Below are 13,603 nucleotides of genomic sequence, written 5' to 3' on the forward strand. Positions count from 1 at the left end.
ACCGCTTGCTGCAGCAAGCGGTGGTTACGCCGCCAGTGACGTATGGGGATGTCGTGAGCAAGAACACCGGGGAGAGGCAATCGGATACTATTGCTGGATGAAATTACAGTATCAACGGGGCTACTGGAGCTAAATAGATACCCCTTATGAATTTACAGTAAATGCAATGCCTGACGCTAGCCTGTGGGAAAGCTGGGAAAGATCAATGCTCCTGAATTAATAGCTGCTGACGCATGATGGACAGGCGCAGGCAGCCAAAAATGCTTGAAATCGACGAGGTCAGACCGCTTCCAGCGCCATCACCGCCGTGGCCGTGTTGGAGATCGGGATGTGGTAGTTGCTGTGCACCCGCCGCACGCCCGCGCTGGCGGTGGCCAGCGCCCCGCGCATCGCCACCCACATCAGCAGCTCCACGCCCTGGGTGCCGGTTTTTTCCACCAGCTTGTGCACGCTGAACTGCGTGGCCCATTCGGGGTTGGTGGTCAGGCTTTCGATGAACTGCAGATCAAACGCCTTGTTGATGAAACCCGCGCGTTCGCCGTCGAGCTGGTGGGAGAGGCCGCCCGAGGCAATCACCGCCACCTTCTTGTCGCTGTCCCAACTCTGGATTGCCTGGCCCACGGCCTTGCCCAGCGCGTAGCAGCGCTTGGCTGAGGGCAGCGGGAACTGCACGGTGTTGATGCACACCGGCACCACCGTCACGGGGCAATCGCCCTCGGGCCAGAAGAGCTTGAGCGGCAGCGTGCAGGCGTGGTCCACCAGCATTTCCTGGCAGGTGGTCACGTCAAACTCTTGCTCGACCAGCGTGTTGATGAGGTGCCAGGACAGGTCCACCTCGCCCGGGAACGGCGGCAGCGTAGGGATGCCCCAGCCCTCGTCGGCGTTGTTGTACTGCGCCGCCGCACCCACGGCAAAGGTAGGCATCTTGTCGAGGAAGAAGTTCAGGCCGTGGTCGTTGTAGAACATCACCACCACGTCCGGCTTCTTCTCGCCCAGCCATTGGCGGATGGGCGGAAAGCCGTCGAAGAAGGGCTTCCAGTACGGGTCGTTTTGCAGGCCCTTGTGGATGGCGTTGCCAATGGCCGGAATGTGCGAGGTGCCGAGGCCGCCGATGAGTTGTGCCATGGGGTGTCTCCAATTCAGTGTTTGAGGGCGCGGTGGGCTAACCCGCCGCGCGCGTTGCGCAGCGTTGTGGCTGCTGGTGTTGTTGGGGCTGTTGCCGCCCCCATCCGTTCGGGCTGAGCCTGTCGAAGCCGGGGCGCGTGGATGGTGCGGCGCTTCGACAGGCTCAGCGTGAACGGGTGGAAGGGTGTTGGGCAAGGGGAGGCGCAGTGCGGGTCAGTCCCGGCCTGCCGCCACCAGCTTGGCCTTGAATTCGTCTTTGGTCATGCCCGTCTGCTGCGCGCCGATGTCCTGCATGTCCAGCTTGAAGATGCCCGCGAACTTGGCCAGGTAGTAGGCGTCGCCGCCTGCGGCAATCAGCTGCAGCACGTTCTTGGCGCGGATGGCGGCGGCCTGCTGTTCGTTCAGGCCGTATTGCTTCATGTACGCCTCTTCGTCGGCCACAAAGGCCTTGCGGTTGGCCTCGTCGTTGAACGAAAAGCACATCTTGTTCAGCGCATAGCCCTTGCGGGCCTGGTTGCCATCGAACGGCGTGGTGCCGGGGATGGGGGGCAGTGGGGAAGGCATGGTGTCTCCGGGTCTTGATGTAAGTCAGCCCGCAGTGTCGTGATGCCATTGCCAAAGATGAAGGGGGCAAAGATCATCGAATGCATGAGCAAATTCGATGGATCAGGCCTGGACGGGCACCTGCTGAAGCTGCTGCTGGCGGTGCTGGAGACGGGCAGCATCACGGCGGCGGCCGATCGCCTGGGCGTCACCCAGTCGGCCGTGAGCCATCTGCTGGACAAACTGCGCGCCATCACCGGCGACCCGCTGTTTGTGAAGCGCGGGCGCGGCATCGTGCCCACTGCCCGCGCCGAGGCCCTGGCCCAGCCTGCGCGCGAGCTGCTGCAGCAGATGCAGTGGTTTGCCCAAGGGGCCGAGTTTGATCCGATGCAGTGGCAGACCGAGCTTCACATTGCCGCCAACGACTTTCAGCGCGATCTGCTGCTGCCCGCGCTGGCCGCCCGGCTGCGCCGCGCCGCACCGGGCGTCACGCTGCGCATCGTGCCCAGCGGGGCGCCCAGCGCCGAGCTGCTGAGGTCTGACGCATGCCAGCTCGTCATCAGCCCCCGCCCGCCCGACGGCACCGACATCGTGCAAAAGCGATTGTTTGAAGACCAGTACCGCGTGTTCTACGACGCCAGCGTGCGCAGTGCCCCCGCCACCGAGGCCGACTACCTGGCCGCAGACCACGCCACCGTGGCCTATGAAGCGCACCGGGGGCTGGACCTGGACCGCCAACTGCTGGCCCGTGGCGTGCGCCGCCGCTTTGCTGTGCGCGTGCCGGGCTTTGCGGCGCTACCGGCGTTTGTGCGTGGCACCGCGCTGCTCACCACTGCGCCCTCACTGCTGGCCCGCACCGCCCTGGCGGGTCTGGCCAGTGCGCCAGTGCCGGTGGTGTGCCCTGCCATGCCGATGTACCTGATCTGGCATGCGCGGTATCAGCAGGATGCAGCGCACCGGTGGTTGCGGGCAGAGGTGGAGGGGGTGGTGGGGCCGGTGTTGTCTCAGTCGGCGTAGGGGATCTGCTGTACCGCGCCCACCCGGCGCACAATGCGGCTCCGTCTGCAAACCTTCGCCTCTGGAGACATCGCCCATGATGCATCGCGCAATTCTGTGTTTGCCCGTCCTGGCTGTGGCGCTGGTGGGTTTGTCTTTTGGTGCGTGGGCGCAGGCGCCTTACAGCCTGAAGACGGTGGAAGTACAGCCCATCCCCCGAGCGGAGATTCTCCAGCTGTGGCGGGAGGTGGCCTTGCAGCAATGTGCTGATGCGCGAAAGCGTTTTAACTTGTCGCGTGAGGAGTGCCTGCAAGAGATCGCTAAGCGGGCAGATGCCTGTACGGCGGCCCAGGCCCCCTCCACACCCGCCATGGTGTCCAGCATGGCTGTATCCAAAGACGTGGGGCGCAAGTACCTGCATTGCGCAGTGCCGTTCTATTTTTGCAAGGGTATGGAAGTCAAAACCGAGAAAGAGGCTCGCGAGCAATGCCGCTGATGGCGCGCTGAGCGCCGCTTCAGTGGCCTTCTTTGTCGCGCTGGCGGTCCTTGCGCAGCGCCGTTTTCAATAACCGCGTCGCCCGGTCCCTCAGCCCCACCGGCTGGCCCGGCCGCACCGGGTTCTTTCGTGCCTCAGCGCAAGCCGCCAAAAAGTCTTGCAGGATGGCCGTGTCGTCCAGCGTGTCCGAGCCTTTTTTGTGGAACTCTGGGTGCCACTGGGTGGCCGCGATGTAGCCGCGCCCTGGGGCGGGCTTGAGGCGGATGGCCTCGGGCACGCCGTCGGGTTCGCTCAGGGCTTCCACCTCAAACTCGGGCGCCACGCGCTTGATGCCCTGGTGGTGGATGCTGTTGACCCGCGCGCGCGGCACGTCGGGGTAGAGCTTGGCCAGGTGTGAGTCGGGCACGATCTGGATGCCGTGAAAGTGCTGGTCGTAGGTGGTGGCGTTGCGGTGCTGCAGTGCGCCGGGGTGCTGGGTTTCGATGTCCTGGTACAGCGCGCCGCCAAAGGCCACGTTGATGAGCTGCAGACCCCGGCACACGCCAAAGATGGGTTTGCCCACTTCGGCAAAGGCTTTGACCAGGGCCAGGTCGTAGATGTCGCGCACGCGGTCGCCCACCCATTCTTCGCGCAGAGGTTCTTCGCCATAGTTGCCGGGCCACACGTCGGCGCCGCCGTGCATCACCACGCCATCCAGCCACTCGGCATAGTGCTGCAGCGTCACATCGCCGCGCGCGGTCTCGCCGGTGGGGCAGGGCACCATCACCACGATGGCACCGGACGACATGATCCAGTGCGCGATGGATTGCTCGACGTACTGCAGCGTCTTGTTGGTGAACAGAGGGCGGGTGGGGTCGGCGTGCTGAAAGCAGGCCGACAGGCCGATCTTGAGGCGGGGGGCAGCGGGCATGGCAAAAGGCTCCGGGCGGCACACGCAGGGCGTGGCGGGCAACAAGAAGAAGGGGGTGGAGGGAGGGGGCGAAAGGGCCCACGGGTTTGTTTGTATCACCGCCTTCTTGGGCCGTCTGTAGGAAAGGGCCGTGCGGGGCAGGCTTCGCCGCTGTGCGGCCCCTTCGTCTGTTACACGGTGCTACGAAATGTGGCTTTCTTCATGAAATGCCCGGCAGAGGTCCCCGCGCCGAGGGGCGGGAGCGCAGGGGGCTCGCGATAATTTCTGTTTGCCGGGCACGGGGAGGGGTCCGGCGAAGTTGATGTGTTTCCCGCCTTCCGCGAAAGCCCCACATGCACCAAAAGAAAAACCGCCTGCCCGCCCTAACCACCCTCGCGGCACTGGCCGCCATGGCCTGGTCCCAGTTCGCCCAGGCCGTTGTGCCCCCAGGTGCCGCCGCCGAGATCGTGAGCCTGCAAGGCACGGGCGACCAGCGCGCTGCCGCAGCGGCCGACTGGGGCCCCGCACGCCTGGCGCAGCCGCTGGCCACGGGCGACTTTGTGCGCACGCGCCAGGCCGCGCGCATGGCGCTGCTGTTTGCCGACGACACGCAATTGCGACTGCACCAGAACACGGTGCTGCAGGTCAAGGGCGTGGCCACCCCCGCCCAGCCGGTGACCACCTTGCTGCTGAACGCGGGCCGCGCCTGGACCCAGACCAAACGCGCCGACGGCAGCCGCCTGAACCTGGAGACACCCGCCGCTACGGCCGCGATCCGGGGCACGGACTGGGACATCAGCGTGGAGGACGATGGGCGCACGCTGATCACCGTGCTGTCGGGCCAGGTGGAGTTCTCCAACGCGCAGGGCGCGGTGTCTGTGGGCGCCAACGAAGCCGCCGTGGCCGAGGTGGGTAAGGCGCCGGTCAAGCTGGTGCTGAGCCAGCCGCGCGACCGCATCCAGTGGGTGAACGCGCTGCGTGCCGACCCGCTGCCCCATCTGGCCGCCGAGCCCGTGCCCGACACCCTGGCCCCGGTGCGTGCCGCACTCGCGGCCCGCGACCTGGCCGCTGCACGCGCTGCCCTGGCACAGGCCCGCAGCAGCGGCGCACCCGCGCCCTGGGTGGCGGTGATGGACGCGGCCATTGCCCTGCAGGCGGGCGACCTGCTGGCCGCGCGCGAGCAGCTGGCGCGCCAGGTGGTGCAGTCTGCGGCGCCACTGCCTGCCTGGCTCATGCAGTCTGACGTGCAGCTGGTGGAGGGCGAAGGCGCCGCAGCCGCCAACACCCTGCGCACGGCTTTGCAGCGCTGGCCCGCCCACCCCGCGCTGGCGGCCCAGCTGGCCCGTGTGCTGATGCTGAGCGACCGTGTGGATGAGGCCAGTGCCGCGCTGGCCCCCGTGCAGGCCACGGCCCATGCCGAAGTGGCCCTGGTGCGCGCTGAGCTGGCCCGGCGCCGGGGCGACGCGCCCGCCGCGCTGGCCGCCTACACCGAGGCCACGCAACTGGCCGCTGGCGATGCGCGTGCCTGGCAGGGCCTGGGCAGTGCGCATGTGGAGCGCGAAGACCCGCGCCCTGCTCGCGAGAACCTGCAACGCGCATTGGCGCTGTCGCCCCAGCAGCCCGGCGCCTATGGTGAGCTGGGCACACTCGAAACCTTTGTGAACCAGTTCACCGAAGCCGGTGCGGCCTTTGCCACGGCCCTGGGCGACAACCCGGCGGACTATGTGGCGCTCACCGGCCAGGGCCTGCTGCACCTCAAGCAAGGCAACCCGCAGGCCGCACTGGATGCGTTTTTGCGCGCGGGCGTGATGGAGCCGCGCTATGCCCGCGCCAAGACCTGGACGGCCGTCGCCTACTACCAGCTGGGCCGCCACCAGGACGCGCTGTCCACCCTGCACCAGGCCACCGTGCTGGACGACAAGGACCCGGTGCCCCACATGCTACTCGCGCAGATCCACACCGACCTGTTCCAGCCCGGCGAAGCGGTGGAAGCCGCGCGCGCAGCGGTGGAGCGCATGCCCTACCTCAAGTCCCTCAACCAGGTGGCCAATGACCAGAAGGGCAGCGCCAACCTGGGCGCATCGCTGGCCTTTTTTGGCATGGAGGACTGGGCGCTGGAGCTGGCGCAGCAGAGCTTTTACCCGTACTGGGGTGGCAGCCACCTGTTCATGGCGGACCGCTATGCGGGCGAATTCAACAAGAACTCCGCGCTGTTCCAGGGCTTTCTGACCGACCCCATGGCGTTTGGCGCGAGCCAGCGGTACTCCTCGCTTCTGCAGCAGCCGGGGGCGCATGGGGCCGTGGGGGTGACGCTGGACCGCGACCTCTACCGCATGCGGGCCCCCGCCGTCACGCTCAACGGCATGAACAACACCCATGTGCCCGTGTCGTGGTTCTTCAAGGCCCAGTCGGCCCGCGCGAGCGAGTTCCCGTTTGATCTGCAGGTCAACAACGCGCCCGCCGTGCGCGGGGGGTATGGCGATGTGCGTGCACGCGCCGTCACCGTGGGTGCGGGCATGCAGCCCACCGAGCGCATCAACCTGTTTGCCTATGTGAACCAGTTCGACATGCGCCTGGCCAGCCAGAACCTGTTCGAGACCGCGCTGGACAACCAGAGCACCCAGGGCGCCGTGGGCCTGGCCTACCGCTGGGGGCCCACCGAGCAGACCTGGATCAAGCTCGGCCGCAGCATGGAGCACATCCTGCTGCAGCGTTACCCCACGCTGTACCTGGAGCCTCCGTTCGTCAGCCTGATGGGCGTGAGCAGCCTGCCCCAGAAGCAGTTCAACGACCTGCAACTGCGCCACACGGTGGACACCGCCCCCGGCAGCCGCTGGAGCGTGGCGCTGGAGCATGTGCGCGAGCGCCAGCACAACCTGATCGCAGGCGAGGCCGCCGTGGCGGCCGACATCCCGGGGGTGGGCCCCTTCCGCGACTCTCTTTTGGTGGCCGGCTACAACAACGTGGACCGCCGCTACACCGGCCTGACCCTGGCCACCACCCAGCGCCTGGATGCGGCATGGAACCTGGACGCGGCCCTCGGCCTGCAGCAAATTCGCCACCGGGTGGATGGCCTGACCCAAAGCTACCTGGTGAATCTGGACCACCTGAGCGAAGAGCAGGTGCGCCGCGCCGAGATGGAGCGCGTGGTCACGCCCCGCGTGGGCCTGGTGTGGCAGCCCGCTGCGGGCACCACGGTGCGCATGGCCTACCAGGACTGGTTGCGGCCGCTGAGTGTGTCCACCCTCACCAGCGTGGAGACGGCGGGCATCCCGGTGGAGGACCGCCTGGTCGAAGCCGGTGGCCGCCACAAACGCGTGGTGGCGCAGCTGGGCATGGCGCTGGGCCGGAGCACCTTTGTGAGTCTGCGTGCCGACCACCTGCGGGTGCGCAACCCCGGCACCGTGGGGGTGGACCTGCGCACGCCCAGCCTGCCGTTCCTCGAAGAAATGCGCAACGCGCAGATGGTCAACCTCTCCACCACCGACCTGCTGGAGGACACGCCCAGCTTTGACACCGGCACGCTCAAGACCCTGGGCGCAGGCGTCAACCACATGTTCAGCCGCCGCTGGTCGGGCTATGCCAAATACCTGTACCAGGGCAGCGAAAGCCGCAGCTACGACACCGACGCGGCCGTGGGCCGCATCCCTTACATCCCGCGCCACACGGCCGTGCTGGGCGCCACCTGGGTCAGCCCGCAGCGCTTCTACGTCAGCGGCCGGGCGGTGTACCGGTCGGAGCGGTTTGAAGACGCGGAAAACCTCACGCGCATCGCACCCGGCTGGGGCGTGGACCTGATGGGGTACTGGGAGTCCCACGACAAACACTGGGTGGTGGGTGTGGCAGCCATGAACCTGTGGGCACCCAAGTCCGACCGCCGCAAGACCCGCTATGTCCTGGACGCCCGCTACCGCTTCTGACCGGGCATCGCCCGCCACCTGGCGCAGCCAGCCGTGGTGGCCCCTGGCGGCCTGCCTGCTCGCGCTGCTGCTGGTGGGCGCCGCCACGTTCACGCGCACCTGGCATGCGCTGGAGTTCAAGACCTTTGACGTGCTCACCGCGCTGGCGGCGCCGCAGCGCAGCGCGCTGCCGGTGGTGATTCTGGCGATCGACGAGCCCACCTTCCAGGAGCTACAGCAGCCCTGGCCCTTCCCGCGCAGCGTGCACGCGGCGCTGCTGCAGCGCCTGCATGCCGACGGTGCCGCTGCCGTGGGGTTTGACGTGGTGTTTGCCGAGCCCTCCACCGAGGCCGAGGACGCGGCCCTGGACCGCGCCATTGCCGAGGCGGGCCCGGTGGTGCTGGCGGCCACGCGCGAGAAGATCGACAGCAGCAACGCCGCGCTCTGGCTCGATGTGCTGCCGCTGCAGCGCTTTCTGGATGCGGGCGCCGACGCGGGCGATGCCGGGGTGGAGCCGGACGACGACTTTGTGGTGCGCCGCGCCCCGGTGGCGCGCGAGAGTTTTGCGCTGCGGCTGGCCCAGCGCGCGGCCGAGGCGCGCGGCCAGCAGCGGCCCGCGCTGCGCCATTTCGACTGGATCGGCTACCGGGGCGCGCGCGGCACGTTCGACACACGCTCGTACTACCAGGCGCTGGAGCCGGGCCTGCTGCCTGCGGGCTTTTTCAAGAACAAGATCGTGCTCGTGGGGCGCTCAGCGCGCACGGCCACCGAGCTGACGCGGTCGCAGGCCGATCTGTTCAATTCGCCGTTTGGCACGGCGGGCGGCGAGCGCCTGTTCCCGGGCGTCGAACTGCAGGCCACGCTGGTGGACAACTACCTCACGGGCGGGGGCCTGCGCAGCGTGCACGAGGGCTGGACGCTGGCCCTGGTGCTGCTGGTGTTGCCCGTGCTGCTGTGGGGCAACCGCAGGCTGCCCCTGGCCGGTGCGGCGGCGCTGGCGGCTGCGCTGGTGGTGGCCATCGCGCTGGGTTCGTGGTGGCTGTTTGCGCGCTTTCAGCTGTGGTGGCCGCCACTGCTGCCTGCAACGGCCACAGCGGCGATCTACGGCGGGGCTGCGCTGGCGGGTTATGCAGCGGTGCGCCAGCGCGCGCGGCAGACGCGCGCGATGTTTGCGCAGTATGTGCCGCCCGCTGTGGTGGAGCGCCTCATTGCGCACCCCGAACTGATGCGCCTGGGCGGCGAGTCGCGCGAGGTCACGCTCATGTTCACCGACCTGGCGAGCTTCACCACGCTGTCCGAGCAGCTCAGCGCAGACCAGACGGTGGAGGTGCTCACCGCTTACTTCAACGCGATGACGCCCATCGTGCACGCCACCGGCGGCACGCTGGACAAGTTCATCGGCGATGCGGTGATGGCCTTCTGGGGCGCGCCGCTGGACGACGCGCAGCATGCCGAACACGCCGTGGCTGCCGCCATTGCCATGCAGCAGGCCATGCAAGCGCTGGTGGCGGGCCTGGCCGCGCGCGGGCTGCCGCCCATCCACATGCGCATCGGCCTGCACACGGGGCGCGTGGTGGTGGGCAATGTGGGCTCGGACCAGCGCTTTTCGTACACCGCGATTGGCGACGCGGTGAACCTGGCCGCGCGGCTGGAGGGCGCGAACAAGGCCTTTGGCACCGGCATCCTGCTGTCGGCCGCCACCGCCGCGCAGCTGCCGCCCACGGTGGCGCTGCGCGCGCTGGACGATGTAATCGTCAAGGGCAAGACCGAGCCCGTGCGCGTGTTCACGCCCTGCGACGACGCCACGGTGCGCGAGGCCGGCAGCGCCGCGCTGGCGGCCTTCCATGCGCGCGACTGGCCCGGCGCCGAGGCGCAGCTGGCGCGGGTGCTGGAGCGGCTGCCCGGCGACCTGGCCGCCACCCGCCTGCGGGAGCGCGTGGCCGAGGCCCGGATGCTGCCCGCCGATGCGCCCTGGTTCCCTGCCGTGGCGCTCGACAAGTTGTAGGGCGGACGAATCCAACATCCTTTGACATGTGTTTACCGGGGGTATGGACGCCGGTGCCATGATGGGGCCTTCGCAACTTCATCAGGAAGGACCCTCGCCATGCAAGTACAAGTCAACACCGACGACCACATCCACGGCGGCGAATCACTGGCCCGCTGGATCACGGACGAATGCAAGAGCCGGCTGTCGCGTTTTCAGGACCATGTGACGCGGCTGGAGGTGTTTCTGAGCGATCTGGATGCGGGCAAATCGGGCGCCAATGACAAGCGTTGCCGCATCGAGGCACGCGTCACCGGCCGCCAGCCCGTCACCGTGACCGACGAGGCCGACAAGATGGCCAACGCCTTCATCGGCGCGGCCGACAAACTGGCCCGCGCGCTGGACGCCGACCTGGGCCGCGTGAAGGACCGCAACGGCCGCGAGACCATCCGGGCGGCTGTGGAGGAGTGAAATTTGATTAAAAAGTGGCTTCTGCGCGCGATGGATAAGCGCTGATAACTATTGATTTAATAGCATTGAAAGAAAAGGTGCTGCAACCCACGGTTGCAGCGCCTTTTTGCTTGGGCCACTCACAGATCCAGTACCAGCAGCTTGCTGCGCGCGCGCGAGCAGCAGGGCATGAACTGCTCGTTGGCGGCTTTTTCCTCGTCCGTCAGGTACATGTCGCGGTGGTCCACCTCGCCCTCCAGCACGCGCGTGAGGCAGGTGCCACACACGCCTTGCTCGCAGGATGTGAGGATGTCGATGCCCTCCTTGCGCAGCGCCTCCACCACCGACACATCGGCCGCAATCGGGTAGACCTTGCCGGTGCTGGCAATGCGCACTTCAAAGCCCTGGTCGCCCGAGGTGTCCTGCGCCGGGGCGCCAAAGTATTCGAGGTGGATGTTGTCCTGCGCCCAGCCCATGGCCTTGGCCGTGCCCACCACATGGTCGATGAAGCCCGCCGGGCCACACACATACAGGCGCTTGTCCGCCCCGGGTGCGGCCAGCACGGCGGCCAGGTCCAGCTTCTGCTCGGGCGCGCCGGCGTCGAAGTGGAAGTGCACATGGGGGCCCATCGCCGATGCCGCAATCTCGCTGGCAAACGCGGTGCGCTCCACCGAGCGGGTGCAGTAGTGCAGCGCAAAGTCGGCGCCTGTGCGGGCCAGCCGGTCGGCCATGCACAACAGGGGCGTCACGCCGATGCCCCCCGCCAGCAGCAGGGTGCGCTGCGCGGGGTGCAGCGCAAAGTGGTTGCGCGGTGTGCTGATGGTGATCACGTCGCCCTCGTGCACGCTGTCGTGCATGGCGACCGAGCCACCGCGCGATGCCGCGTCGCGCAGCACGGCGATGCGGTAGCGGTGCGACTCGTGCGAGGCATTGCACAGCGAATACTGCCGGGTCAGCCCGCCCGGCAGGTGCACGTCGATGTGCGACCCCGCGCTGAACGGGGGCAGCGCGGCGCCGTCCACGCGCGCCAGCTCAAAGCTGGCAATGCCTTCGGCTTCGGCCCGCTTCGTGACGACGCGGACCTGCAGGGTTTCCTGCGCGGTCATGCGGTCACCGTCTGGGGCGCGGGGGCCTGCTCGGCCGCCAGGATGCGGTCCAGGATCTTGCGCGATTGCACGCCGCCCGCATCGATGTTGAGCATGAGCAGCTTGCGGTCGGGGTAACGCAGCAGGTTTTGCTGCTGCAGTTCCAGCATCTGCTGGTCTTCGGCAAAAATCTTGCCTTGGCCATCGCGGATCTGGGTGGTGAGCGACGGGTCCTGTGGCTTGAAGTTGCGTGCCATGCCCCAGAAGTAGTGGATGGATGTTTCCGTCTCGGGCGTGATGAAGTCCACCACGATGCTCGACGCCTTCTTGTCGGCCGGAGCGTTGTAGCCGCCGTGGCCTGCCAGCGCCACACCCACCTCGATCAGCACATGGCTGGGCGGCGTGAAGTGGCAGATCTGCCAGCGGTCCACCGGCTGGTCGTCGGGCAGGCCGTTCATGCGCAGCGCCATCTGCCAGAAGGGCGGCGGCTGGATACCTTCCATGAAGCGGCTGGTGATGACCTCGTCGCCCTCCACGCGCGTCTTGCAGGGCACCTCGTCGATTTCCTTCTGGCCGATGCTGGTGGAGTGCACGTAGGTCTCGTGCGTCAGGTCCATCAGGTTGTCGATCATCAGCCGGTAGTCGCAGGCAATGTGGTACAGCCCGCCGCCGTAGGCCCACTCGGGGTTGTTGGCCCAGGGCAGGTGGTGGATGGTGGCCGGGTCGGCCTTGTCGGCGTCGCCGGGCCACACCCAGATGAAGCCATAGCGCTCCACCACCGGAAAGCTGCGCGCCTTGGGAAAACCCTGCACGCGCTGGCCGGGCATGGAGACCGATTTGCCCGTGCACTCCACCCGCAGGCCGTGGTAGCCGCATTGCAGATGCCCCTCGCACACCGTGCCCAGCGACAGCGGCGCGCCCCGGTGGGGGCAGAAGTCGTCCAGCGCGGCGACCTGGTCGGGTGCGGGGCGGTAGAACACGATCTTCTCGCCGCAGATGGTGCGGCCCAGGGGCTTTTCGGCGATCTCGTCGGGGGTGCAGGCGACGTACCAGGCGTTCTTGGGATACATGGGGCTTGTCTCTTTGTGTGGCGGGGCCGCCGCTGCAGCGCGTGTGCCGCAGCGCGGGTGGGGCTGGCTGGGCGGATTGTGCAAAAAAGTGGCATCAATGTATACATTGAATGGTGATAAACCAGTTATTGCAACCTGCGATATCCCGTAAATTATTGTTTTAAATGGATTTTTATAGAAATTCGTGGAGGCGCAGGCCATGGTTGTGTATACATTAACAGGCGGCTTTTCTCCGGAGAAGCGCCCCCCTCTTTATCTTGTTTGCCTATGAACCCCAGTGAATCCCCGGTGGCGGAGCCCACCCCTGGCGACGGCGCCGAAGCGGGAGCCTCCCAGTCCGTGAAAGCCCAGTTGCGCCTGCGCGAGATGATCCTGGCGGGCGAGCTGCCCGGCGGCGCGCGCATTGCCGAGCTGGCCATCGTCGAGAAGCTGGGGGTGTCGCGCACGCCCATCCGCGCGGCGCTGATGCGGCTGGAGCAGGAGGGGCTGCTGCAGCGCCTGCCCGGCGGCGGCTACGCCGTGCGCACCTTTTCTGAAACCGATGTGGCCGATGCGATTGCGCTGCGTGGCACGCTGGAGGGGCTGGCGGCGCGCCTGGCGGCCGAGCGCGGGGTGCCGCCCGCTGTGCTGGCCGACGCCCATGCCTGCCTGGACGCCATCGACGCCACGCTGGCACCCCCGGCCCTGGACGACCAGGGCTTTGCGCGCTATGTCGAGCTGAACGCGCAGTTCCATGTGCTGCTGGGCCGCATGCTGGGCGGCAGCGTGGTGGCGCGCGAGCTGGAGCGGGTCAAGGGCCTGCCCTTTGCCTCGCCCTCGGCCTTTGTGCTGGTGCAGACCCATTCGCCGCAGGCGCGCGACATGCTGGTGGTGGCGCAGGACCAGCACCGTCAGCTGCTCGATGCCATCGAACACCACGAAGGCGCACGCGCCGAGGCCATCCTGCGCGAACACTCGCGCCTGGCCCAGCGCAACCTGCGCTCGGCACTGTCGGCCCAGGCGGCCGGGCAGGGGCATGCCGGTTTGCCAGCGCTCACGCTCATCCGCCGCCGATGAGCCCGTCTTG

11 protein-coding genes are annotated in these 13,603 nt (G+C 67.5%); 6 read left to right on the plus strand and 5 right to left on the minus strand.

Features of this window, described 5'->3' with window-relative positions:
• Positions 1 to 279: 279 nt before the first annotated feature.
• Together A1D30_RS05285 and A1D30_RS05290 are read right to left on the minus strand one after the other, a co-directional pair.
• Positions 280 to 1,125, minus strand: coding sequence for a class III extradiol dioxygenase family protein (locus tag A1D30_RS05285; protein WP_063459753.1), 846 nt, complete (start codon positions 1,123 to 1,125; stop codon positions 280 to 282).
• Positions 1,126 to 1,338: 213 nt separating this feature from the next.
• Positions 1,339 to 1,689, minus strand: a complete 351-nt coding sequence (locus A1D30_RS05290) for a protocatechuate 4,5-dioxygenase subunit alpha (RefSeq protein WP_063459754.1) — start codon at positions 1,687 to 1,689, stop codon at positions 1,339 to 1,341.
• 75 nt (positions 1,690 to 1,764) lie between these two features.
• Here A1D30_RS05290 and A1D30_RS05295 point away from each other — a divergent pair, with 75 nt between their 5' ends.
• Together A1D30_RS05295 and A1D30_RS05300 are read left to right on the plus strand one after the other, a co-directional pair.
• Positions 1,765 to 2,685: a LysR family transcriptional regulator gene (locus tag A1D30_RS05295; protein ID WP_063459780.1), complete on the plus strand. Its 921-nt coding sequence runs from the start codon at positions 1,765 to 1,767 to the stop codon at positions 2,683 to 2,685.
• A gap of 76 nt (positions 2,686 to 2,761) precedes the next feature.
• Positions 2,762 to 3,160 (plus strand): hypothetical protein, encoded by a 399-nt coding sequence (locus tag A1D30_RS05300; RefSeq protein WP_063459755.1) that lies wholly within the window; start codon positions 2,762 to 2,764, stop codon positions 3,158 to 3,160.
• Positions 3,161 to 3,179: 19 nt separating this feature from the next.
• Here A1D30_RS05300 and A1D30_RS05305 read toward each other — a convergent pair whose 3' ends face one another.
• On the minus strand, positions 3,180 to 4,070 hold the full coding sequence (locus A1D30_RS05305; RefSeq protein WP_063459781.1) for a type 1 glutamine amidotransferase: 891 nt from the start codon (positions 4,068 to 4,070) through the stop codon (positions 3,180 to 3,182).
• A gap of 332 nt (positions 4,071 to 4,402) precedes the next feature.
• Here A1D30_RS05305 and A1D30_RS05310 point away from each other — a divergent pair, with 332 nt between their 5' ends.
• From A1D30_RS05310 to A1D30_RS05320, 3 genes are all read left to right on the plus strand, one after another.
• The gene (locus A1D30_RS05310) at positions 4,403 to 7,969 is read left to right on the plus strand and encodes a TonB-dependent receptor (protein WP_063459756.1); all 3,567 of its coding nucleotides are present in this window, start codon (positions 4,403 to 4,405) and stop codon (positions 7,967 to 7,969) included.
• A complete protein-coding gene (locus A1D30_RS05315) occupies positions 7,941 to 9,953 on the plus strand; it encodes an adenylate/guanylate cyclase domain-containing protein (protein WP_063459757.1) in 2,013 nt (670 codons plus the stop codon). Before A1D30_RS05310 ends, A1D30_RS05315 begins: the two co-directional genes overlap by 29 nt.
• 99 nt (positions 9,954 to 10,052) lie before the next feature.
• Positions 10,053 to 10,403 (plus strand): HPF/RaiA family ribosome-associated protein, encoded by a 351-nt coding sequence (locus A1D30_RS05320; protein ID WP_063459758.1) that lies wholly within the window; start codon positions 10,053 to 10,055, stop codon positions 10,401 to 10,403.
• Between the two features lie 119 nt (positions 10,404 to 10,522).
• Here A1D30_RS05320 and A1D30_RS05325 read toward each other — a convergent pair whose 3' ends face one another.
• Together A1D30_RS05325 and A1D30_RS05330 are read right to left on the minus strand one after the other, a co-directional pair.
• The gene (locus tag A1D30_RS05325; RefSeq protein WP_063459759.1) at positions 10,523 to 11,488 is read right to left on the minus strand and encodes a PDR/VanB family oxidoreductase; all 966 of its coding nucleotides are present in this window, start codon (positions 11,486 to 11,488) and stop codon (positions 10,523 to 10,525) included.
• Positions 11,485 to 12,537: an aromatic ring-hydroxylating dioxygenase subunit alpha gene (locus A1D30_RS05330; protein ID WP_063459760.1), complete on the minus strand. Its 1,053-nt coding sequence runs from the start codon at positions 12,535 to 12,537 to the stop codon at positions 11,485 to 11,487. The genes A1D30_RS05325 and A1D30_RS05330 overlap by 4 nt, the downstream gene beginning before the upstream one ends.
• A 267-nt stretch (positions 12,538 to 12,804) precedes the next feature.
• Here A1D30_RS05330 and A1D30_RS05335 point away from each other — a divergent pair, with 267 nt between their 5' ends.
• A complete protein-coding gene (locus A1D30_RS05335; RefSeq protein ID WP_063459761.1) occupies positions 12,805 to 13,593 on the plus strand; it encodes a GntR family transcriptional regulator in 789 nt (262 codons plus the stop codon).
• Positions 13,594 to 13,603 lie beyond the last annotated feature (10 nt).

The organism is Acidovorax sp. GW101-3H11, from assembly GCF_001633105.1.
Taxonomy (GTDB): Bacteria; Pseudomonadota; Gammaproteobacteria; order Burkholderiales; family Burkholderiaceae_C; genus Acidovorax.